This is a genomic window from Sphaerotilus hippei, from assembly GCF_003201595.1.
GTDB classification, from domain to species: domain Bacteria; phylum Pseudomonadota; class Gammaproteobacteria; order Burkholderiales; family Burkholderiaceae_C; genus Sphaerotilus; species Sphaerotilus hippei.
On sequence record NZ_QJJS01000003.1, the window covers coordinates 221,836 to 243,741 of the forward strand.

The 21,906-nt window shown below is 70.8% G+C and carries 19 protein-coding genes; 9 read left to right on the plus strand and 10 right to left on the minus strand.

Going from position 1 to position 21,906, the window contains the following annotated elements; all coding sequences use genetic code 11:
* The first annotated feature begins 9 nt into the window (after window positions 1-9).
* The 4 genes from C7444_RS04750 (at window position 10) to C7444_RS04765 (ending at window position 4,071) form a co-directional block, all read left to right on the plus strand.
* The gene (locus C7444_RS04750; protein WP_110399682.1) at window positions 10-1,110 is read left to right on the plus strand and encodes an ABC transporter ATP-binding protein; all 1,101 of its coding nucleotides are present in this window, start codon (window positions 10-12) and stop codon (window positions 1,108-1,110) included.
* Between the two features lie 10 nt (window positions 1,111-1,120).
* The gene (locus C7444_RS04755) at window positions 1,121-2,056 is read left to right on the plus strand and encodes an ABC transporter permease (RefSeq protein ID WP_110399683.1); all 936 of its coding nucleotides are present in this window, start codon (window positions 1,121-1,123) and stop codon (window positions 2,054-2,056) included.
* Window positions 2,053-2,892, plus strand: coding sequence for an ABC transporter permease subunit (locus C7444_RS04760; protein WP_110399684.1), 840 nt, complete (start codon window positions 2,053-2,055; stop codon window positions 2,890-2,892). Before C7444_RS04755 ends, C7444_RS04760 begins: the two co-directional genes overlap by 4 nt.
* Window positions 2,893-3,024: 132 nt before the next feature.
* Window positions 3,025-4,071, plus strand: coding sequence for a glycosyltransferase family 2 protein (locus C7444_RS04765; RefSeq protein ID WP_245909411.1), 1,047 nt, complete (start codon window positions 3,025-3,027; stop codon window positions 4,069-4,071).
* On the opposite strand, the gene C7444_RS04770 is transcribed toward C7444_RS04765, so the two are convergent.
* On the minus strand, window positions 4,034-4,438 hold the full coding sequence (locus tag C7444_RS04770) for a GtrA family protein (protein ID WP_110399686.1): 405 nt from the start codon (window positions 4,436-4,438) through the stop codon (window positions 4,034-4,036). The genes C7444_RS04765 and C7444_RS04770 overlap by 38 nt on opposite strands.
* Between C7444_RS04770 and C7444_RS04775 the strand changes: the two genes are divergently transcribed.
* A complete protein-coding gene (locus C7444_RS04775) occupies window positions 4,437-5,312 on the plus strand; it encodes a ChbG/HpnK family deacetylase (RefSeq protein WP_110399687.1) in 876 nt (291 codons plus the stop codon). The two genes, C7444_RS04770 and C7444_RS04775, sit on opposite strands and share 2 nt — an antisense overlap.
* On the opposite strand, the gene C7444_RS04780 is transcribed toward C7444_RS04775, so the two are convergent.
* Window positions 5,272-6,867 (minus strand): glycosyltransferase family 39 protein, encoded by a 1,596-nt coding sequence (locus tag C7444_RS04780; protein WP_110399688.1) that lies wholly within the window; start codon window positions 6,865-6,867, stop codon window positions 5,272-5,274. The two genes, C7444_RS04775 and C7444_RS04780, sit on opposite strands and share 41 nt — an antisense overlap.
* 57 nt (window positions 6,868-6,924) lie before the next feature.
* Here C7444_RS04780 and C7444_RS04785 point away from each other — a divergent pair, with 57 nt between their 5' ends.
* Window positions 6,925-7,824 carry a DMT family transporter gene (locus tag C7444_RS04785; protein ID WP_110399689.1) on the plus strand — a complete coding sequence of 300 codons (900 nt, stop codon included), beginning with the start codon at window positions 6,925-6,927 and terminating at the stop codon, window positions 7,822-7,824.
* A 44-nt stretch (window positions 7,825-7,868) separates the two neighbouring features.
* On the opposite strand, the gene dusA is transcribed toward C7444_RS04785, so the two are convergent.
* The 5 genes from dusA to acpS all read right to left on the minus strand — a co-directional run bounded on the left by dusA (window position 7,869) and on the right by acpS (window position 14,397).
* Window positions 7,869-8,828 carry a tRNA dihydrouridine(20/20a) synthase DusA gene (gene dusA, locus C7444_RS04790; RefSeq protein ID WP_110399796.1) on the minus strand — a complete coding sequence of 320 codons (960 nt, stop codon included), beginning with the start codon at window positions 8,826-8,828 and terminating at the stop codon, window positions 7,869-7,871.
* A 100-nt stretch (window positions 8,829-8,928) separates the two neighbouring features.
* The gene (locus C7444_RS04795) at window positions 8,929-10,950 is read right to left on the minus strand and encodes an alpha/beta hydrolase family protein (RefSeq protein ID WP_110399690.1); all 2,022 of its coding nucleotides are present in this window, start codon (window positions 10,948-10,950) and stop codon (window positions 8,929-8,931) included.
* A complete protein-coding gene (locus C7444_RS04800; RefSeq protein ID WP_110399691.1) occupies window positions 10,947-13,607 on the minus strand; it encodes a glycosyl hydrolase 2 galactose-binding domain-containing protein in 2,661 nt (886 codons plus the stop codon). Before C7444_RS04800 ends, C7444_RS04795 begins: the two co-directional genes overlap by 4 nt.
* Before the next feature lie 11 nt (window positions 13,608-13,618).
* A complete protein-coding gene (locus C7444_RS04805; protein ID WP_110399692.1) occupies window positions 13,619-13,885 on the minus strand; it encodes an acyl carrier protein in 267 nt (88 codons plus the stop codon).
* The gene (gene acpS / locus C7444_RS04810) at window positions 13,882-14,397 is read right to left on the minus strand and encodes a holo-ACP synthase (protein ID WP_110399693.1); all 516 of its coding nucleotides are present in this window, start codon (window positions 14,395-14,397) and stop codon (window positions 13,882-13,884) included. Before acpS ends, C7444_RS04805 begins: the two co-directional genes overlap by 4 nt.
* A 209-nt stretch (window positions 14,398-14,606) precedes the next feature.
* On the opposite strand from acpS, the gene C7444_RS04815 reads away from it, so the two are divergent.
* From C7444_RS04815 to C7444_RS04825, 3 genes are all read left to right on the plus strand, one after another.
* On the plus strand, window positions 14,607-15,785 hold the full coding sequence (locus tag C7444_RS04815) for an acyl-CoA dehydrogenase family protein (RefSeq protein ID WP_110399694.1): 1,179 nt from the start codon (window positions 14,607-14,609) through the stop codon (window positions 15,783-15,785).
* A gap of 67 nt (window positions 15,786-15,852) precedes the next feature.
* Entirely contained in the window at window positions 15,853-16,773 is a 921-nt protein-coding gene (locus C7444_RS04820; RefSeq protein ID WP_110399695.1) for an amino acid--[acyl-carrier-protein] ligase, read from the plus strand.
* Between the two features lie 7 nt (window positions 16,774-16,780).
* Window positions 16,781-17,806, plus strand: a complete 1,026-nt coding sequence (locus tag C7444_RS04825; protein WP_110399696.1) for a DUF1839 family protein — start codon at window positions 16,781-16,783, stop codon at window positions 17,804-17,806.
* Window positions 17,807-17,815: 9 nt separating this feature from the next.
* On the opposite strand, the gene C7444_RS04830 is transcribed toward C7444_RS04825, so the two are convergent.
* The 3 genes from C7444_RS04830 to typA all read right to left on the minus strand — a co-directional run bounded on the left by C7444_RS04830 (window position 17,816) and on the right by typA (window position 21,844).
* Window positions 17,816-18,940: an enoyl-CoA hydratase/isomerase family protein gene (locus tag C7444_RS04830; RefSeq protein ID WP_110399697.1), complete on the minus strand. Its 1,125-nt coding sequence runs from the start codon at window positions 18,938-18,940 to the stop codon at window positions 17,816-17,818.
* A gap of 44 nt (window positions 18,941-18,984) precedes the next feature.
* Entirely contained in the window at window positions 18,985-19,911 is a 927-nt protein-coding gene (locus C7444_RS04835) for a DMT family transporter (protein ID WP_110399698.1), read from the minus strand.
* 103 nt (window positions 19,912-20,014) lie between these two features.
* A complete protein-coding gene (gene typA / locus C7444_RS04840) occupies window positions 20,015-21,844 on the minus strand; it encodes a translational GTPase TypA (RefSeq protein WP_110399699.1) in 1,830 nt (609 codons plus the stop codon).
* Window positions 21,845-21,906: the final 62 nt, after the last annotated feature.

The following is a 21,906-nucleotide window of genomic DNA, read 5'->3' on the forward strand; positions in this document are numbered from 1 at the left end:
AACGCGCACATGAACAAGGCTCTGGAGGATGGTGCCTTCCTGCGGATCGAATCCGTGGTGAAGGAGTTTGGCGATTTCCGGGCGGTCGATCAGGTCAGCCTGAACGTCGCCAAGGGAGAGATCTTCGCCCTGCTGGGATCGTCGGGGTGTGGCAAGAGCACGCTGCTGCGCATGCTCGCCGGCTTCGAGACCCCCACCTCCGGGCGCATCGTGCTCAACGGCGCCGACCTCGCCGGCAAGCCGCCGTACGAACGGCCGGTGAACATGATGTTCCAGTCGTACGCGCTCTTTCCCCACCTGACGGTGTGGGACAACATCGCCTTCGGCCTGCGACGCGACGGCCTGCCCAGGGCCGAGATCGCGCAGCGGGTCGAGGAGATGCTGCGCCTGACGCAGCTGACGAAGTTCGGCCAGCGCAAGCCGCACCAGCTCTCGGGCGGCCAGCAGCAGCGGGTCGCGCTGGCCCGCAGCCTGGCCAAGCGTCCGCAGCTGCTGCTGCTCGACGAGCCGCTGGGCGCGCTCGACAAGAAGCTTCGCGAGGCCACGCAGATCGAGCTGGTCAACATCATCGAGCAGGTCGGCGTGACCTGCGTGATGGTGACGCACGACCAGGAGGAGGCGATGACCATGGCCTCGCGCATCGCGGTGATGAGCGAGGGCCGCTTCGTGCAGGTCGGCAGCCCGGCCGACATCTACGAGACGCCGACCACCTGCTTCGTGGCCGACTTCATCGGCAACGTCAACCTCACCCCCGGGCGCATCACGGTCGACGAGGCCGACCATGTGCACATCGAGTGCGCCGACTTCACCCACTACGTGGGCCACGGCGTGACCGGCTACCTCGGCCAGGCCGTGACGGTGGCCGTGCGGCCCGAGAAGATCTCGCTGAGCGCGGACCAGCCGCCCGGGCCGATGAATCAGGTGCAGGGCACGGTCAAGGAGATGTCCTACTTCGGCGACACCACGCTGTATCACCTCGAGCTGGCCAGCGGTGCGCGCCTCAAGGTCACCTTCGAGAACGACACCCGCAACCACGAAGGGGCGCCGACCTGGGGCGACCGGGTCTGGGCGCACTGGCTGCCGTCGTCCCAGGTCGTGCTGACGCAGTGAGGAGGCCGTGATGAGCCTGACCTCCCGACTGGCCGCCCTGCGCGGGCTGTTCTCCGGACGCAGCCTGCTGATCGGCACGCCCTACCTGTGGCTGCTGCTGTTCTTCCTGCTGCCCTTCCTGATCGTGCTGCGCATCAGCTTCGCGGAGATGGACGGCGCCCGCGTGAGCGACCTGTTCACCTACGCGAACAACGAGCTGTTCATGAAGCTCAAGCTTCAGAACTTCGCGACCATCTTCCAGGACGACCTCTACTGGAGCACCTACGCCCAGTCGCTGATGTATGCGGGCGCGACGACGCTGGTGTGCCTGTTCATCGGTTACCCGTTCGCCTACTTCATGGCCCGCTCGCCCTCGTCGGTGCAGCCGCTGCTGCTGATGGGGGTGATGCTGCCGTTCTGGACCAGCTTCCTGCTGCGGGTCTACGCCTGGAAAGGGCTGCTCGATGCCGACACCGGCTGGGTCGGCCTGTTCCTGAAGGCGCTGCACCTCGACCAGCTGCTGCTGGCCGTGGGGCTGATCCCGGCCGAAGGCCAGTTCATGTACAGCCCCTTCTCCCTGCTGCTGGGCATGGTCTACACCTACCTGCCCTTCATGATCCTGCCGCTGTTCGGCACGCTGTCCAAGCTCGACCTGCGGCTGCTGGAGGCGGCCCAGGACCTGGGCGCGACCCCCTGGCAGGCGTTCTGGCGGGTCACGGTGCCGCTGTCGCGCGGGGGCATCGTCGCCGGCGCCATGCTGGTGTTCATCCCCTGCGTGGGCGAGTACGTGATCCCTGAACTGCTGGGCGGCCCCGAGACGCTGATGATCGGCCGCGTGCTCTGGGACGAGTTCTTCGCCAACAACGACTGGCCGATGGCCTCGAGCGTCGCGGTGGTCATGGTGCTGCTCATCATCGTGCCGCTGGCGATCTTCAACCGCAACCAGTCCAAGGGAGCCGGCCAGTGATCGCCACCCCCGTCGCACGCTGGACCAGCCGGATCTGGCTGAGCCTGGGCTTCCTGTTCCTCTACCTGCCCATCATCGCGCTGGTGGTCTACAGCTTCACCGACTCGCCGGTGCCCAACGTCTGGGCCGGCTTCTCGCTGCGCTGGTATGGCGAGCTGATGGGCGACGAGGACATCCGCCAGGCGCTGTGGCTGTCGCTGCAGGTGGCCGCCGCGTCGGCGACCGGCTCGGTCGTGCTGGGCACGCTGGCGGCGCTGACGCTGGAGCGCCATCCCCGCTTTCGCGGCCGCACGCTGTTCTCCGGCATGGTCAACGCGCCGCTGGTGATGCCCGAGGTCATCGTCGGCCTGTCGCTGCTGCTGATGCTGGTGGCGATGCAGCGCGTCTTCGGCGTGCCCGAGCGCGGGCTGGTGACGATCTGGATCGGCCACATGCTGGTGGGCATGGCCTATGCCACCGTGGTGATCTCGGCCCGGCTGCGTGACCTGAACCCGCAATTCGAGGAAGCCGCCCAGGACCTGGGCGCCCGGCCGGCGCAGGTCTTCTTCCTGGTGACGCTGCCGATGATCGCCCAGTCGCTGCTGGCCGCTTGGCTGCTGACCTTCACGCTGTCGCTGGACGACGTGGTGATGTCGGCCTTCCTGTCCGGCCCGGGCTCGACCACGCTGCCGCTGGTGATCTTCTCGCGCGCCCGGCTGGGGCTGGATCCGACGGTCAACGCGCTGGCCACCGTCGTGATCGCGGTCGTGGCCGTGTTCGTGGTGCTGTCGAGCTACCTGATCGCACGGCGCGAACGCCGGCTCTGGAAAGAGCAGCAGGCCGCGAGCAAGGGCTGACCCACCCTGTTCTGGTAACCGGTCATTTACAAAGCGTGGATTTGTTGTCCAATGCGGGGCCTCGTGTCCCGCTTTGCATGACCGCAAGGTGGCGGACACGAAGGGTTGATGTGTGTTCCCCCCATCCACGACGTGAAGCCTGTGACCGCGAATCCGGATTTTTCCCATGCCGCCCTGGACGAGGAGCAGGCGCGTCGCTGTCGCAGCATCAGCGTGGTCGTGCCCTGCTACAACGAGGCGGCCAACCTCGACCGCCTGCTGCCGCGCCTGATCACCGCCCTGGTCGCGCTCGGGCTGCAGTGGGAGATCCTGCTGATCGACGACGGCAGCCGCGACGACACGGCCCGCGAGCTGACGCGCTGGTCGCAGCGGGTGCCGGGGGTGCGTGCGCTGCTGCTGTCGCGCAACTTCGGCAAGGAGGCGGCGCTGAGCGCGGGCCTGGACCACACCGCCGGCGACGTGGTGGTGCTGATGGATGCCGACCTCCAGCACGAGCCCGAGCTGATCGCGCCGATGCTGCTGCGCTGGCAGGCGGGCATCGACGTGGTCTACGCCCGTCGCAAGGACCGCTCGGACGAGCCGCTCTACAAGCGTGCGTTCACGCGCCTGTTCTACCGGCTGCTCAATGCCACCAGCCGGCGGGTCCACGTGCCGGCCGATGCCGGTGATTTCCGCCTGATGGACCACAAGGTGGTGATGGCGCTGCGGGCCCTGCCCGAGCACAACCGTTTCCTCAAGGGCATGTACGCCTGGGTCGGCTTCCGCTCGGAGGAGCTGCCCTACATGCCTGCCGCACGCACGGCCGGGCGCAGCAGCTACAACCTGCACAACCTCATCAGCCTGTCGCTCAACGGCATGACGTCCTTCACCACCTGGCCGCTGCGGGCTTCGAGCGTGCTGGGCATGGTGATGGCGGCGCTGGGTTTCCTCTACGGGCTCTACCTGATCGTGAGCTACCGGCTGTTCGGCAGCCAGGTGTCGGGCTGGACGACGATCATGGTCTCGCTGATGCTGTTCTGCGGCGTGCAGCTGGTGAGCCTGGGCATCGTCGGCGAGTACCTCGCCCGGGTCTACGAGGAGGTCAAGCGCCGGCCGCTCTACGTCGTGCGCGACAGCCTGGGCCAGGGCCTGGGCAGCGCGGTCACGTCGACGCCCGGAACGCCCACCAGCGGCTCATGACGAAGGTGAACCCCGCCACCAGCACCAGCACCACGGCCAGTGCCAGGTCGTAGCGCACGCCCGGCCACTGCAGCGCGGTGGCATAAGCCGCCTCGTTGAGCAGGAAGCCGGTGGCCGAGACCAGCAGGAAACGTGGCAGCGCCGACCGGCTCGAGCGCTGCCCCCGCGTGGCGGAAAACGTCCAGCGCCGGTGGCCGCCATACGAGACCCCGAAGGCGATCGACCAGCCCAGCACGTTGGCCAGCAGCGGCCGCAGCCCGGCCTGTTCCACCGCCAGCTTCACCACCCCCCAGTGCACCAGCGCCGCCGTGCAGCCGACCACCACGAAGCGCAGCAGCTGCGCCTTGCCCTGACCTGTCTTTTCCATGACCGACATCCTAGCCTCGACGCCCTCCGGCGCCCCTGCGCGCCGCCTCGCCGTGTGCGTGGACGACTACGGCCTGCATGAGGGCATCGACGAGGCCTCGATCGTGCTGGCCCGGCAGGGTCGCGTCAGCGCGATCAGCGTGATGAGCCAGGGGTGCACCTGGCCGGACAGCGCCGCGGCGCTGCGGGCGGTGCACGATCCGGCCCGGCTCGACGTGGGCCTGCACCTGAACCTGACCGAGGCGATGCCCGGCGTGGCCGCCGAGCCGCTGCCCCGGGTCATCCTGCGCAGCCACCTGGGCCTGGGCTCGCTCGACGCGCTGCGCGCGACGGTGCGCCGGCAGCTCGATCGCTTCGAGGATGCCTGGGGGGCGCCACCGGCCCATGTCGACGGGCACCAGCATGTGCACCAGCTGCCCCGGGTGCGTTCGGTGCTGTTCGACGAACTGCAGCGGCGCTACCCCGGGCAGCGCCCCTGGCTGCGTGCCAGCCGGCGGCCGCCGGCCTCGGCCGACCTGCCCGAGCGGCGCAAGGCCGGCATCATCTCGGCCCTGGGCGCGGGCGCGCTGCAGCGCCGGGCCGACCACGAAGGCTGGCCGTGCAACCGGGCCCTGCTGGGGGTGTACGGCTTCGATGCCGATGCCGCGACCTACCGCAGGCTGCTGCAGCGCTGGTGCGCCGCCGCGCAGGACGGCGACCTGCTGATGTGCCATCCCGCGACCCGGACGCCAGCCGATGACGTCATCGGCGAGGCCCGCCGCACCGAGTTCTCGGTCTGGAACGCCGCGGCGACCCCGGCCGATCTGGCGCACTGGGGCATCGTGGTCGAGCCGCTCAGCCGGGTGCTGGCCACGCCTCGCAGCCCTGGGGCATGACGATGAGCCAGTGCAGCGTGTCCAGCGGCCGACGGGCCTGGGAGGGCACCTCGAAGGTGATGGCGCCGCGCACGCCGGCCTCGCCGGTCCAGCGATCCGCCGCCGGCGGTGAGCCCAGGCGCACGAGCACATGGCCCTGCTCGCGCATCGTGCGCGCCTCCAGCCAGGGCGTGTGTTCCAGGGCCTCGTCGACGATGGCCGCGTGCTGGTCACCGTAGATCGACACCAGGCCGGCCTCGAAGCCCGGCCCCCGCACCAGCCGCAGCGGGCAGTCACCGGCCTGCTCACGCCAGGCGGCCTCGACGGCGCGTGCGATGGTGCGCCCCGGATGGAACTGATCGACCCGCGTGCGGTCCGAGTGCACCCGTGACGTCCAGAGCGGCGCGCTGTAGCTCAGTGCCCACAGCAGGTGCAGGCCCAGTGCCACGCCCACCCAGCGACCCCAGCGGACGGACACCGGCGAGCGCCAGCGTGCGGCCACCAGCAGGCACAGGAACTGGAAAGTCTGGATGCCCCAGTGGTCCTGCAGCCGCAGGCCGCCCACCAGCGCGGTGATCAGCACCCCCAGCACCGGCATGCCGACCAGGCCGATCAACCAGGCGCGCAGCAGCGCCGGCCGGTCCGCCGGCGCCAGCGGCGTGGCCCCCGCCACGGGCTGCCGCCGCCACCACAGCGCCATGATCAGCAGGAGCAGCAGCGCGGGAGCCATCATGCGCAGCTGCAGCACGAGGAACTGCAGCACGCTGCCCACCCGCTGCCCGAAGCTCAGCACCACCCCGGACTGGGTCGCGTAGGTCAGCGTCGTCCACTGGTGGTGCGCCACCCACAGCACATGGGGCGCGAAGCTCAGCAGGCACAGGCCCACCGCCAGCAGCGCGCCCCGCCGCTGGGGGGCTGAACGCCATGCGCCGCTCAGGCCCACGGCCACGAGCACCCCGGCCAGCGGCAGCGCCGCCTGGTACTTCGACAGCATCGCCGCCCCGGCCGCCAGGCCGACCAGCACCCACCGCGCCAGCACGGCCCTGGGCCGGGTCTCGTCACAGGCTCGCAGGGCGAGCCAGGCCACCAGCGCCACCGTCAGGATCAGCACCGAGTTGTGGTTGAACAGCTGCGCCTTGCTGGCAAAGCCCTGCTGCAGGCCGCACAGCAGCACCGCCAGGGCCGCCCGCTCCGGACCCAGCAGGCGCACGCCGACCCGCCAGGTCAGCAGCAGCGTCAAGGCCACGCAGGTCGCGCCCAGCACCGAGGGCCAGGCCGGCTGCAGGCCGAACAGCGTGATCAGCCCGGCGAGCAGCCAGGTCGGCAGCGGCGGGTGCTTGGCATAGCCCCACTGCACCTGCTGGGCCCAGGTGAACTGCTCGAAGTGGTCACCGTACTGGGCCGAGTTGACCCCCAGCGCCACGGCGAGCCAGCCCAGCACGATCAGCGCGGCCAGCAGCGGCGGGTGGCTCAGGCGATGAGCGAGCCATGCCGGCGTGGCGCGTGCGGCCGGCTGCGCCTGCAGATCCGGCACCGGCGTGGCCGCGCCGAGCATGCCGAAACGACTACCATTCATCCATCGATCCCCGGGTTCATCTTCACATTGCACAACACTCGATTCTCCGATGTTCACATGACGCCGTGGCTCGCCTACCTCTGCCTCGGGGGGAGCATGGCGCTGGTGGGCAGTTATGTGGGCCTGTCCAAGCTGCTGGTGGGCGTGTTCCCGGTCTTCCTGCTGGCGGGGCTGCGTTTCCTGATCGCCGCGGTGGCGATGGCCGGCTGGGTCCGTCGGCCTGCCGACGAGGCCGCGCTGGGCCGCGGCGACCACGCCCTGGTGTTCCTCGAGAGCTTCCTGGGCAACTTCCTGTTCTCGATCTGCATGCTCTACGGCGTGCAGATGAGCACCGCGCTGGCCGCTGGCGTGATCATGGCGGCGCTGCCCGGCGCGGTGGCGCTGCTGTCACGGCTGGTGCTGGGCGAGCGGCTGGAGGGGCGTGTGCTGGCGGGCATCGGCTGCGCCGTGGCCGGCATCGCGCTGGTGTCCTGGAGCCGCCACCAGCCGGGGGCCGAGGTGCTCGCGCCCGCCGAGGCCCGTCAGGCGCTGCTGGGCAACCTGCTGCTGATCGGCGCGGTGTTCTGCGAGGCCAGTTATGTCGTGATCGGCAAGCGGCTCACCGGCAAGCTCGGCCCGCGGCGCATCAGCTCGCTGGTCAATCTGTGGGGGCTGGCGCTGGTCGCGCCGCTGGCGCTCTGGCAGGCCGTGAGCTTCGATTTCCCGGCCGTGCCGCTGCCCACCTGGACGCTGCTGGTGTTCTACGCGCTGGCGGCCAGCATGATCACCGTCTGGCTGTGGATGACCGGGCTGCGCCAGGTGCCGGCGGCCCGGGCGGGGGTGTTCACCGTGCTGCTGCCGGTGTCGGCGGCGCTGGTCGGCGTGCTGCTGCTGGGCGAGCGCTTCTCGGCAGCGCAGGCCATGGCCTTCGGCCTGGCGATGCTGGGCATCGTGCTGGCCACCTGGCCGCGGCGCTGAACGGGGCACGTCGCGGGGTCGGGCTCAGGCGGGCTCAGGCGGGATCAAGCGGCCTCGGCGGTGCCGGTCCGCGCCAGGCGCAATGCCTCGAACTCGGCGGCCAGCTCGATCGGCGAGCGCTCGCGGTGGCGGTGGTCGGACCAGAACTGGCGCCAGGCCCGCGCGCCGCGCACGCCGTTCCACAACCCCAGCGCATGGCGCATGGCCGTGGGCCACGGGCGCCCGGTGCGGTGCACCGCCTCGAGGTGCTGCACCCAGGCGGCCTGGACCTGCTCGCGATCGATCGCGGGGCCCGGCACGCCGAAGAAACGCCCATCCCAGGCCGCCATCTGCCAGGGCTCGTGGTAGGCCTGTCGACCGACCATCACCCCGTCGACATGCTGCAGATGCAGCGCGATCTCGTCATCGCCGCGGATGCCGCCGTTGAGCACGATGGTGAGCTGCGGGAAATCCCGCTTGAGCCGATGGACCAGCTCGTGGCGCAGCGGCGGGATGTCGCGGTTCTCCTTCGGGCTCAGGCCCTGGAGCCAGGCGTTGCGGGCATGCACGATGAAGACCTCGCAGCCGGCCTCGGCCACCGTGCCGACGAAGTCGCGCACGAAGTCGTAGCGCTCCTCCCGGTCGATGCCGATGCGGTGCTTGACCGTCACCGGCAGGTCGACCGCGTCGCGCATGGCCTTGACGCCGTCGGCCACCAGTGCCGGCTCGGCCATCAGGCAGGCGCCGAACGCGCCCTTCTGCACCCGCTCGCTCGGGCAGCCGCAGTTGAGGTTGACCTCGTCGTAGCCCCAGCGCTGCGCCAGGCGCGCGCAGGCGGCCAGGTCGGCTGGCTCGCTGCCGCCCAGCTGCAGCGCCACGGGGTGCTCGACCGCGTCGAAATCGAGGTGGCGCCCCTGGTCGCCATGCAGCAGCGCGCCGGTGGTCACCATCTCGGTGTAGAGCCGGGTGTGGCGGGTCAGCAGGCGGTGGAAGACCCGGCAGTTCCGATCGGTCCAGTCGAGCATCGGCGCCACGGACAGGCGCCACGGGGACGGGCCGGCCGCCGCCGGGGTGACGGACGCGGCCGTCGGCACAGGGGAATCGTTGAGATCGTTCACCCGCCGATTATCCCGTCCGCTGCAGCCAGCTCTGCACCACCGCGACCAGCTGTTCACGCCGCTCGCGGCGGGTGAAGGTGTGGTCGGCGTCGGTGATGTGCTGGATCTCGAGCCGGCCGAGCCGCTCGAGCGCACGCACCCGCGAGCCGGCCTGCGCGCGCAGCAGGGCCTCGCCCGGGTCGCCGACCGAGAAGACGAAGCGCAGCCGGATGTGGGCGGTGGCGATCGCCTCGAGCCGGCGCCCCAGGTCACGCGAGGAGGTCAGCCCGACGCGGCGCCCGGCGTCGCGCAGCAGGCCGCCGGTGGCCTGGCCCATCTGGCGGCCCAGCACCCGCAGCGGATTGAGCAGGTTGACCTCACCCTGCAGCAGGCGTCGCCACAGCGCTCCGGACCGCCAGAGGCTGCGGTAGCGCTGCATCTCGCCGGCGGCCTGGTGGTCCGACAGGCCGCTGCCCGGCTGCCAGCGGTGGGCATCGCGGAACACCAGCGGGTTGATCGCCAGCACGCCGCTGACCGCGGGCAGCGAGGCCCCGCGCGGATGCACGACCGCATGGGTCCAGCCCGACAGCAGCGCGTGGTAGGCGCCGGAGCACAGGCCGACCAGCTCGACCCGATGCCCGCCGGTGCGCTGGCGCAGGAAATCGACCGCCGAGCGGATCTGCTCGGAGGCCCGTGCCATGTAGACCACCTGCTGGGGCGAGCCGGGCAAGGGCGCGCTCTCGCCCAGCCCGGCCAGGTCGATGCGCAGCACCGTGTGGCCCTGGCGGGCCAGCCGCCGCGCCAGCAGCACGTTCAGGCGCGACGGCCCGGTGTGGCGGGTGGCCCCGGCGTTGAGCAGCAGCACCGCCTGGGGCTGGTGCGCCTTGTGCATCGCGGCCCAGTCCTTCGGTCGTGAGTCGACCACCGGGTGGTCAAACGGTTCGCTGACGACACCAAACAGCACGTGGGCACCGTACTGCAGTCGCACCGCCCGCTCGATGACCTCGCCCATGATGACGGGCTGGGCCTCGCGGGTCAGCGACAGGTCGGCCGCCATCGGAGGCACACGCCGCGCCGGGTCGCGGGGGGGCGTGCGGCCAGCCTTCCGGCTGCGCTCGCGCGCGGTGCAGCACAGGATCGACAGGCGCTGCAGCCACTGCACGCTGGCCCGGCTCCACAGCGCCGGGAACTGGCTCTGGTGCGGGTCCTGCATCATCTCCACGTAACCGGGCAGGCGCAGGTGGTCGACCTGGACCCCGGCCTGCCGCAGCGAGTCGGCCCAGGCGCCGACGCCCTGCGGATCGTCGAGGTCGTTGCGCTCGAGCACCAGCCAGTGACCGACCTTGGTGTCGCGCTCGCGCCGCAGATCGGTGCGCGACAGCAAGGTGGCGGCATCGGCCGACAGCAGCAGCCCGCCTGCCTCGAAATGCGAGCTGGCCGACGGATCGGCCAGGCCGGCGTCCCCGGCCGCGGCCAGCAGGCGCAGCTCGCGCAGGTAGTTGCGGCCCGACAGCACCGGCATCCAGGTGACGACCGCCAGCACGTCGTCGCGTTGCGCCGCCGCCTGCACCGCCAGCAGCGCGCCGGCACGCAGGCCCATCAGCACCACGCGCTCGGTGCCGGCGAGGTCGCACAGCCCGTCGGCGGCCCGGTGCACGCTGCGGGCCCAGCGGCCCAGGGTGTCGGGATCGAACTCGTCCCCACCCGAATCGCCGCAGCCCGGGTAGTCGAAGCGCAGCGTCGGGATGCCGGCCTCGGCCAGCTGGGTGGCCAGCACGCGCAGGCTGGCGTGGCTGCATTCCTCCTCGCGACCGAGCGCGTTGCAGATCAGCACGCCGAACGGTGGCTCGTCGATGTCGGCACGGGCCGACGGATGCCACCAGCCGCTGATGCGCTCCTGCCCGAAGCCGTCCTGAGGCCCCAGGCACACCGGCCCGGGCTGGGTCGCGCCCGGGCCTTCATCGTGGCCGTCGAGCGTGGGATGGATGAAGTCCAGCAGGCTGTCCGAAGGATCTTCGTGCTGCCAGACCACGTCCGGATCGTGGGTCATGTGCCCCCCTTGATGACGACAGGGCCGCTCAGGCCGGGCGCCAGCGCACAGCCCCGCAGCGGCGGGATGCGCTTCGAAGGCGCCAGGTCGATCGCGCGCAGCCGCACCGCACGCGTCTCGCCGGGCGCCAGATGGAAAAATTCGTCGTCGGCCACCCAGCCCGGCACGTCGAAATGGACCGCCGGACACAAGGTCTCGGCCCGCAGCGTCACCTCGGCCACGCCATGGCCGAGCGCCTGCGCGTCGGCCTGCAGCTGCGCGGCTTCCCGGCCCGGCCGCAGCAGCCCGCCCGGGAAGTGCCAGTGTTCGGAGAGGGTCCGGCCGTCGGCGCCGAGCAGCCGGGCGCTCACCGCCTCATGCCCGCGGGGGCCGAAGCGGTGGGCCCAGGTCAGGTCGATCCAGCGGTCCAGGCTGGCGGCCACCGGGATCGCTGCGTGACCATGGGCCGCAAGCTCCAGGTCGATGCCCAGCGACTCGAGCGCCGAGCGCTGGCGCCAGACGTCCAGCCGCAGCCGCGCCTGCAGCGGCTGCGGCCCTTCATTGATCACATGGGCGACCAGTCCGCTGTGGCCTTCGTCGGCCAGCAGCACGGCCTGCGGCTGCAGCACCCGGCGCAGCGCATGGCAGACCGACTTCGGCAGGCCGCGGTCATCGAGCAGGCCCCAGCCGGCGCCCGGGCGCAGGTCGCGCAGCCACCACACCAGCGCGCCGCGGCAGGCGCTGCCTGGCAGGCGCCATTCGGCCATCGCCGCGGCCATGACCTCGGCCGTCGTGATGCGCGACAGCATCAGGTAGCGGTCGTGGTCGCTGTAGCGCAGCGTGCGGGCCGACTCGCCCGACAGCAGCTCGAGGTAATGGTCCCGCACGTCGTCGAAGTCCCAGCCGGCGCCCAGGTCGCGGGGTGAGCCTTCCTTCCAGGCGGGATGGGTCACGCGCACCCCGGTGCCCCCGCGCAGGCGCGACAGCGTCGCCGCCGGCGGCACGTTGGCGAATGCCAGGCACTCGGTGGCAAAACGGGGCGCCAGCCGGCGAGCATCCTCCAGCGGACGCAGGTAGGCCCCGACCGCGTAGGCGCTGGTCGTGCCCGAATCGGGGGCGTGGGGAAAGGCGCCGCCATGGGCGCTCGAGGGCCAGTACGGCGTGCCGGGCAGCACCTCGCCGACCAGCGCCGGCAGGGTCTCGTGGAACAGCGCGGGCTCCCAGTCGGCGCGGGGCGCACCCCACATCGCCGCCTGCTGGCCGACCTCCGAATTGCCGCAGACCAGCACCACGCAGGGGTGGGACTGCCAGTGGCCCAGCTGCTGGCGCGCCTCGGTCTCGACGCTGCGCCGCCAGGCCTCGTCGTCGTGCGGGAAATCCATGTTCGCGAACATGAACTCCTGCCAGACCATCAGCCCGGCCCGGTCGCAGGCGGCGTGGAAGGACGCCTCCTCGTAGACCATCGTGCCGGCCACCCGCACCATGTTCATGCCGGTGGCGCAGACCTGCGCCACCGCCGCCTCATGCTGGTCGGGCGTGGCCCGCAGGCCGACGACATCGAGCGGCGTCCAGCAGGCGCCGCGGCAGAAGACCGGCTGCCCGTTGATGCGCACGCGGAAATCGCCGCCGTCGGTGTCCACCTCCACGCGGCGGAAACCGATGCAGCCCAGGTCGGTGAACGTGACCTGCATGCCGTCGTCGAGTCGCAGCGTCGCCCGGTAGAGCGCCGGCTCGCCGTGGGTGTGAGGCCACCACGGATCGACCACCGGCAGCCGCAGCCGGGTGCGCCAGCACGCGCGGCCCGCCTCGGGTTGCAGCAGCACGCGGGCCACCGGATCCTCCTCGACGAGGGTGTGGCGCTCGCGCGTCAGCAGCAGCTCCACCACCGGGGGCGGAGCGGCACGCAGGTCCGCGCCGCCGGCCTGCAGCGGCACCTCGATGTCCAGCCGACCTTCGGCACCGTCCAGCCAGGCCTGCAGCCGGGCCGGGCCGACCTGCCAGCCGGGCGAGGCGCCCGGCAGCACCAGCCGCACGTCCCGCCAGGCGCCGACCGGCGCGGCCGGGGGTGACCAGCCGGGCGTGCGCCCGAGCACGCTCGTGCGCCACCAGCGCAGCTGCTGGTGCTCGATCATCGGGGCACGCCAGCGCGGCCGCGGCCGGCGCTGCTGCAGCGCCGCGTCCAGCGAACGGGCGACGATCACCAGCCGATGCCGACCCGGGGTCAGCCCGTCCAGCGGCACGGCGTGGGCGACGAACATGTTGCGGCTGTCGAGCAGTCGCCGCCCGTCGAGCCAGACCTCGGCCAGCGTGGCCAGGCCGTCGAGCTCGAGCCGCGCCCCCCCGGCCCCCGCGAGCTCGTCGGCCCGCAGGAACAGGTCGAGCGCCATCCACCAGTCGGCGGCGTCCAGCGCATTGCCCAGCGCCGCGCCGGCCACAGGGGCCGCCGTCATGCGCTGCGCGACCACGCTCCAGTCGGCGCCGGCCGGGGCCAGCCCGCGCAGCATGGCCGCCACCGTGCCCAGGCGATCGACGGCCTGCCAGCCGGTGGCCGGCAGCTCGTCCGGGCCGGCCCACTGCCCGGGCGCCGAGGCGATCAGGCGCCAGGGCGAAGGCTCGCCGTGCTCGTCGACCGAGCCCGGCATCAGGGAAGGCGCCCGCAGCGCCGATGGCTCGCTCACCCGCAGATCCGTCAGGCCGCCTGCAGTTCGAGCACGGCGCCACGGATGGCGGCGATGCTGGCGAACACCGCCCGGTTGAGCATGCTGTCCGGGAACTCGAGGTCAAAACGGCCCTCGAGGGCCAGCATCACGTTGACGCTCGCGTGCGAGCTCATGCCGGCCTGGTAGAGATCGGCGTCGGCGTCGAGCTCGAGCGCGTCCACGCTCAGGCGCGCGTGGGCCTTGAGCACCTCGCGGATGTCGGCGTCGATCGGGGTGTGGTCCTGGACCTGGGTCATCGTGTCGTGCTCTTGAAAAGGGAATGGGAAGGATCGGGGCAACACAGCAGTGTCACGCAGGCCAGCGCGAACGGGCCGTCGTGACTGAGGCTGAGCGAGCAGCTGTACACGCCCAGCGCACGCGCACGCTGCTGCGCGTTGTCATGCAGAGTCAATATCGGCTGTCCGAGCGCATCCCTGACCACCTCGATGGAGGTCCAGGACACCCCCAGATGGGTGAGCCCGAGCGCCTTGATCGCCGCCTCCTTGGCCGCGAAACGGGCGGCCAGCCGGGCCGCCTGCAGATCGACATCCGGTGTGCTCAGGGCATAGTCGATCTCCTGCGGCGTGTAGACCCGGCGCAGGTAACGTTCGCGATTTCCCCCCAAGGCCTGGGCAATGTCGGCCACTCCGGCCAGATCCACGCCGGTGCGCAGCACGGGCAGCAGCAGCTGACGGCGCGGCACACCGGCAGTCGCGGGCGCTCGGGGCCGGACGGTGGCACGTGGCCACAGTGGTCGAAAACGTTGCATCGGGTTGATCTGGACAGGAGTTTGGTTCCGGCTCTGCCGTTATTATTACAAAGCGTTACTTCAGCAGTCGATTGTCTCGTCAACTTGGACCGATTCGGTGTCCGCACCGCATTTTCAGGCCTTCATTGCTCGCTTCAACTGCCGAAGGAAGTGTCATTGCATGTTCTGCATGCCGCCCCGTCACCCCCTTTGCACGAGCGATCGCCCGCATGGACACCCACAGCCGCCCCCACGATTTCCAGCTGATCCTTGAATCGGCCCGCCGCATCGCCGCCGACATCTGCGCGCCCCACGCAGCCGACGTCGACGCCCGTGCGCGCTTTCCGCAGGAAAGCGTGGAGGCGTTCCGGCGCCACGGCCTGCTGTCGGCCGCGGTGCCGGCCAGCCACGGCGGCCCGGGCTGCACGATGCGTCAGCTCGGGCAGCTGTGCGCGATCATCGCCGGGGCCTGCGGCTCCAGCGGCATGGTGCTGGCCATGCACTACAGCCAGCTGGCCTGCCTGGTCCGCCACGGTATCGGTGCGCCGTTCTTCGACACCTACCTGCGCGAACTGGTGCAGCAGCAGTACCTGCTGGCCTCGATCACCTCGGAGGTCGGCACCTTCGGCGACACCCGCTCCAGCCTCTGCGCGGTCGAGCGCGACGGCCAGCGCTTCACGCTGAACAAGGAGGCCACCACCGGCTCCTACTGCGCCCACGCCGACGCCATCCTGGTGACCTGCCGCCGCGACGCCGACGCCCCGGCGAGCGACCAGGTGCTGGTGCTCGTCACCCCCGGCGACTACAGCCTGACCCAGACCACCACCTGGGACACGCTGGGCATGCGCGGCACCTGCAGCCCCGGCTTCCGGCTCGAGTCCAGCGCCTCGGACGTGCAGATCCTGCCCGGCAGCTTCGCCGACAGCGCCTCGCAGAGCATGGTGCCGTACTCGCACATCCTCTGGTCGGCCCTGTGGACGGGCATCGCCACCGACGCGCTGTCCAAGGCCGCCGGTTGCGTGCGGGCGGCCGCCCGCAAGAACCCCGGCGAGGTGCCGGCCACCGCGCGGCCGCTGGCCACCGCGATGCAGGCCCTGCAGTCCATGCGCCACAACTGGCAGGCGGTGGCCGACGAGTTCGACGCGATCGAGGCCCGGGGGGCACGCTCGGAGCTGCTCAAGATGGGCTGGGCGCTGAAGATGAACCACCTCAAGGTGGCCTGCTCGGAGCAGGCCCCGCAGCTGGTGCATCAGGCGCTGCAGATCATCGGCCTGCCGGCGTTCAAGAACGACAGCCCGCTGGCGCTGGGTCGCCACTACCGCGACGCGCTGAGCGCGGCGCTGATGATCGCCAACGAGCGCATCCGCGGCAAGAGCGCGGCGCTGCTGATGGTGCTCAAGGACGAGTGATCCGGCACCCGCGCCGCATCGCCCCGATCGACACCGCCCCCAACGACCTGCGAGGACACCCCTGCCCATGAACGACGCGCCCCGGACCTTCGACATCGAGACCTTCTACCAGTCGCTGGTCGAGCACGGCCTGATCGTGCCCACCGGCATCCGCGGCGGCTACGGCCGCAGCGCGGTGTTCGAGGACATCCTCAACCGCTTCAACGACCTCGTCAGCCGCACGGCGGCCGACGACGGCGCGCAGTGGTTCACCTTCCCGCCCATCGTGCCGCGCACGCTGATCGAGAAGGTCGGCTACATGGACAACTTCCCGCAACTCTCCGGCTCGGTGCACAGCTTCTGCGGCGACGAGGCCGTCGCCAAGGAGATCTCGCGGCGCATCCATGCCGGCGAGCGCTGGGAGGATCTGCTCGACATCACCGAGGTCATGCTGACCCCGGCGGCCTGCTATCCGGTCTACCCGATGTTCTCCGGGCTGCTGCCGCAGGGCGGTCGGCTGGTGACGGTGCTCAACTGGGTCTACCGCCACGAGCCCTCGGACGAGCCGACCCGGCTGCAGTCCTTCCGCATGCGCGAGTTCATCCGGGTGGGCACGCCCGACGAGGTGGTCGCCTGGCGCAACCAGTGGCTCGACCGTGGCCTGGCGCTGCTCGGGAGCCTGGGCCTGCCGGTGGCCAGCGACGTCGCCAGCGATCCGTTCTTCGGCCGCGGCGGGCGTTTCATGGCCGCCAGCCAGAAGGACCAGCGCCTGAAGTTCGAGATCCTCTGCCCGGTCATCTCGCAGGAGAAACCGACGGCGATCTGCTCCTTCAACTGGCACCAGGATCACTTCAGCTCGGCCTTCGGCATCCGCAGCGCCGACCAGCAGATGGCCAGCACGGCCTGCCTGGGCTTCGGGCTGGAGCGGGTGACGCTGGCGCTGCTCAAGCACCACGGCCTGGACCCGAAGACCTGGCCCGCCGAGGTGCGCGCCCAGCTGTGGGGGTGAGGCCGGCATGAGCGACCTGTCCCTGCCCTGCTCCCCCGCACCGGCGGCGGCCGCGCCGCTGTGCGTGATCCCCGGCCTCGACGGCGAGGGCCGGCCGCCTCACGAGCTGCACCGCAGCGAACGTGTCTGGGTGGAGAAGAACTGTTATGCCGACCTGTGGATCGGCCTGCTCGGTGCGCTGGGCCACGAGCCGGCCGCCTGCCTGGGCTTCACGCTGGGGATCGACTTCCTCGGTGACCAGTGGACCTTCTACAAACCTTCGCACGACGACCTGTTCCTGCTCTACGGCATCGACGTGCAGGAGCTGACCGTCTGGCGTCCGCTGATCGAGCATGCGCGCGAGCACCTCGGCGCGGGCCGGCTGATCGCCACCGAGGCCGATGCCTGGTGGCTGCCCGACACCGCCGGCACCGACTACCGCCGCCAGCACACCAAGACCACCGTCGTGCTCAATGCGCTCGACGAGGCCGGCGAGCGCCTGGGCTACTTCCACAACGCCGGCTACCACCAGCTCGAAGGCGAGGACTTCCGGCGGACCTTCGCGCTCGGCCCGGACGCCCCCGCCCCGCTGATGCCCTTCTTCGCCGAGATCATCGATCTGCGCCAGCGGGTCGAGCACGAGGGGCCGGCGCTGCGGCAGCTGGCCCGCGGCCTGCTGCCGAGGGCGCTGCGCCGGCGCCCGGCCGACAACCCGGTCGAGCGTTTCGCGCGGCGCTACCAGCACGACCTGCCCGGGCTGCAGCAGCGCGGACTGGCGCACTACCACGCCTGGGCCTTCGCCGCGACCCGGCAGCTGGGCTCGGCGGCCGAGCTGGCCGCCCATCACCTGCGCTGGCTGGAGGGCGCCCAGACCGGGCCGCTGCATCAGGCCGCCGACGGCTTCCAAGAGGTCGCCACGCTGGCCAAGACCTTCATCCTGAAGGGCGCACGTGCCGTGGCCTCGGGGCGGCCGTTCGCCGATGGCGAGCTGCTCGAGCGCATGAGCGTCGCCTGGTCGGCGGCGATGCAGGCCGTCGACCACCGTCCGGCCTGAACGGCCCGTTCACTCCAGGCTGCGCAGCGGATGCACGTGCGCCGGCCACGGGCTGGTGAAATGGGCCGCCACCATCTCGGGCGTGACGTCGGCGACATGGGTCGGGTTCCAGCGCGGCTGGTGGTCCTTGTCGATGACCAGTGCGCGGATGCCCTCGACCGTCTCGCTGGCCGTGCCTGGGCGCAGGTGGAAGCAGCGCCGCACCAGGTCACGCTCCATGCGCAGGTCCTGGGCCAGCGTCAGGTGGCGGGCCCGCCGGACCAGCTCCAGGCTGACGGCCATCATCAGCGGTGAACGCTTGTTCAGCTGGGCCAGCGTGTGCTGGGCCCAGGGGCTGGCGTCGGCCGACAGCGAGGCCAGGATGTCGACCAGCGTCGCCCGGCTGAAATGGCTGTCGATGGCCTCGCGCTGCAGGGCCAGCTTCTCGAGGCTGGCGGGAATGCCGCTGCCCCGGGCCCGCTCGAGCAGCGCCACCGCGTCGATGAGCGTGGGGTCTGCCAGCCGCGCCACCAGCGTGGGCAGCGTCGCGCTGGCGTGGCACAGGTCGGCCAGTCCGAAGGTGATGGCGTCGGCCGCGCCCAGCGTCTCGCCGGTCAGCGCCAGGTACTCGCCCACATGCCCGGGGCAGCGGGCCAGGAACCAGCCCCCGCCCACGTCGGGAAACAGGCCGATCTGGGTCTCGGGCATCGCCAGCCGGCTGTGTTCGGTGACCACCCGCAGGCTGCAGCCCTGGGCCAGCCCCATGCCCCCGCCCATGCAGATGCCGTCCATCAGCGCGAGGGTCGGCTTGGGGTAGGTGTGCACCAGGTGGTCGAGGGCGTACTCCTCGGTGAAGAAGTCCTCCAGCCGCGGGTCCCCGGCGAGCGCGGCCTGGTGGAAGAAGCGGATGTCCCCGCCGGCGCAGAAGGCCGGCGGCTTGCCCTCGCGCCCGGCCCCTCGCAGCAGCACCGCCAGCACCCGCTCGTCGGCCTGCCAGTGCAGCAGGCAGCTCGTGAGGTCACGCACCATCTCCAGCGACAGCGCGTTGAGCGAGCCGGCGCGGTGCAGCGTGATCACGCCCAGCCGGCCGTTCACCTCGGCCTGGACCTGCCCGTTCGACACCAGACGGGGGCCGTTCACCTGTTCGCTGTTCATCTGTCGTCCTCGTGATGGATCCGGAGGACGATTGTGCCGACGCTTCAGGAGACTTTCATTGACGTGACTGCGGATGCGCCCGCTCGGGTGCTGCCGCTCCACAGCGCCCAGGCCTCGTTGCCTGCCAGCGCGAGCAGCACCAGCGAGCCTCCGCCCACGACCTCGACCGTCGGCGATTCGCTGGTGCCCAGCCAGGTCAGCACCACGCCGAACAGGATCTCCAGCAGGCCCAGCAGCGAGGCCTCGGGGGCCTTGAGCACCCGCCCGGCGGCCACCGCCAGCAGGCAGGGCACGGCCAGCTGCACGACCCCCAGCATGCCGAGCAGGCCGATGTCGTGGGCCGACGCGGCGAACGGCAGCGACAGCGGCAGCGTCACCGCCGTCGAGACCAGCGCCCCCAGCAGCACGGCCGGGGTCATGTCGCTGCGGGTCTCGGGGTGCTGGCGGGCGTTGTGCTGCAGCAGCGTCCACATCGTCGCCCCGGCCACGGGCACGCTCAGCGCCACCAGCGTGCCGATCAGGTCACGCCCGGTGCCCGCCCCGACCTGCGAGCCGTACATCCACGCGATGCCGCCCCCGGCGACCGCGATGGCCAGCCAGGTGCGCAGCGGCAGCCGGTGGCCGAGCGTGACGCGGGCGATCAGCGCGGTGAACAGCGGGGCCAGCGACATCGTGATCAGCACGTTGGCCACCGTGGTCAGCGTCAGCGCCACCATGAAGGAGGTGAACATCACGCTCCAGCACAGCGCCGACAGCCACAGCGTGCGCCCGCCGGCGCGGATCGCCCCCAGCAGGCCGCGCCAGCCCTGGCGGGCGATCATCCAGCCGCCCAGCACCAGGGCGGTCACCGCGCTGCGCCAGAAGGTGACCTCGAAGGTCTGCGCCGATTCGAGGTGTCGTGTCACCACGCCGGCAATGCTCCAGAGCAAGGTGACCAGCAGCATCGTGGCCACCGCTTGACGATGTGTCATGACCGGTTGAGTCTCATCGAGGGTTCAGTGAAAACGGAAAAGGCGGCCCGCGGGCCGCCTTGCTGGAGCGTCAGCGCCCGCCCGAAGGCGGGTGGGCGACGGCTCAGGCGCCGGAACGCGAAGCGCGCTTGCGGTCGTGTTCGCTCAGGTGGCGCTTGCGCACGCGGATCGACTTGGGCGTGATCTCGACCAGCTCGTCGTCATCGATGAAGTCCACGCCGTATTCCAGCGTCAGGTCGATCGGCGGCGTGATCTTGATCGCGTCTTCCTTGCCCGACACGCGGAAGTTGGTCAGCTGCTTGGTGCGCGTGGCGTTGACCACCAGGTCGTTGTCGCGGCTGTGGATGCCCACGATCATGCCTTCGTAGACCGGGTCGTTCGGCTTGACGAACATGCGGCCGCGGTCGTCGAGCTTGCCCAGCGCGTAGGTGAAGATCTCACCGTCGTCCATCGAGATCAGCACGCCGTTCTTGCGGCCGCCGATGTCGCCCTTGTGCGCTTCGTAGCCGTCGAAGATCGACGAGATCAGGCCCGAGCCACGCGTCAGGTTCATGAACTCGTTGGAGAAACCGATCAGGCCACGGGCCGGGATGCGGTATTCCAGGCGCACGCGGCCATGGCCGTCCGGCTCCATGTTCAGCATCTCGCCCTTGCGCAGGCCCAGCGCCTGCATCACGCCGCCCTGGTGGGTTTCTTCCACGTCGGCGGTCACCAGCTCCATCGGCTCCTGCTTCTCGCCGTTGACGTCCTTGAACATCACGCGGGGCTTGGAGACGGCCAGCTCGTAGCCTTCGCGGCGCATGTTCTCCAGCAGGATGGTCAGGTGCAGTTCGCCCCGGCCGCAGACCTCGAAGATGCCGTCTTCGTCGGTTTCCTTCACGCGCAGCGCGACGTTGTGCTGCAGTTCCTTCTGCAGGCGATCCCAGATCTGGCGGCTGGTGACGAACTTGCCTTCACGACCGGCCAGCGGCGAGTTGTTGACGCAGAAGTTCATCGTCAGCGTGGGCTCGTCCACCTTCAGCATCGGCAGCGGCTGGGGGTTGATCGGGTCGGTCACGGTCACGCCGATGTTGACGTCCTCGATGCCGTTGATCAGCACGATGTTGCCCGGACCGGCTTCGGTCACCTGCACGCGGTCCAGACCGTGGAAGGTCAGCACCTGGTTGATGCGGCCCTTGACGGCCTTGCCCTCGGGGCCTTCCATCACGACCACGTCCTGGCCCGGCCGGGCCGTGCCCTGGCTGATGCGGCCCACGCCGATGCGGCCGACGAAGGTCGAGAAGTCCAGCGCCGAGATCTGCAGCTGCAGCGGGGCGGCCGCGTCACCGGACTGGGCCGGCACGTGCTTGAGCACCGTGTTGAACAGGGCCGACATGTCGGGGCCCCACTGCTCACCCGGCGTGCCCTCTTCCAGCGAGGTCCAGCCGTTGATGCCCGAGGCGTAGACCACGGGGAAGTCGAGCTGCTCGTCGGTGGCGCCCAGCTTGTCGAACAGGTCGAAGGCGGCGTTGATCACGGCGTCGGGCTTGGCGCCCGGCTTGTCGACCTTGTTGACCACGACGATGGGCTTCAGGCCCAGGGCCAGCGCCTTCTTGGTCACGAAGCGCGTCTGCGGCATCGGACCTTCCTGCGCGTCGATCAGCAGCACCACGCCGTCGACCATCGACAGCGCGCGCTCGACTTCACCGCCGAAGTCCGCGTGTCCCGGGGTGTCGACGATGTTGATGTGCGTGCCTTCCCAGCTCACGGCGCAGTTCTTGGCCAGGATGGTGATGCCGCGCTCGCGTTCGATGGCGTTGTTGTCCATCACGGTGTCGACGACCTTCTCGTGGTCGGCGAAGGTGCCGGACTGGCGCAGCAGCTGGTCGACCATGGTGGTCTTGCCATGGTCGACGTGGGCGATGATGGCGATGTTACGGATTTGCGTGCTCATGGGCTTGTGGCTCGGGCTCGGGAATGGCGATACGTGATGGAAGGAGGCGACCTTGACGTCGA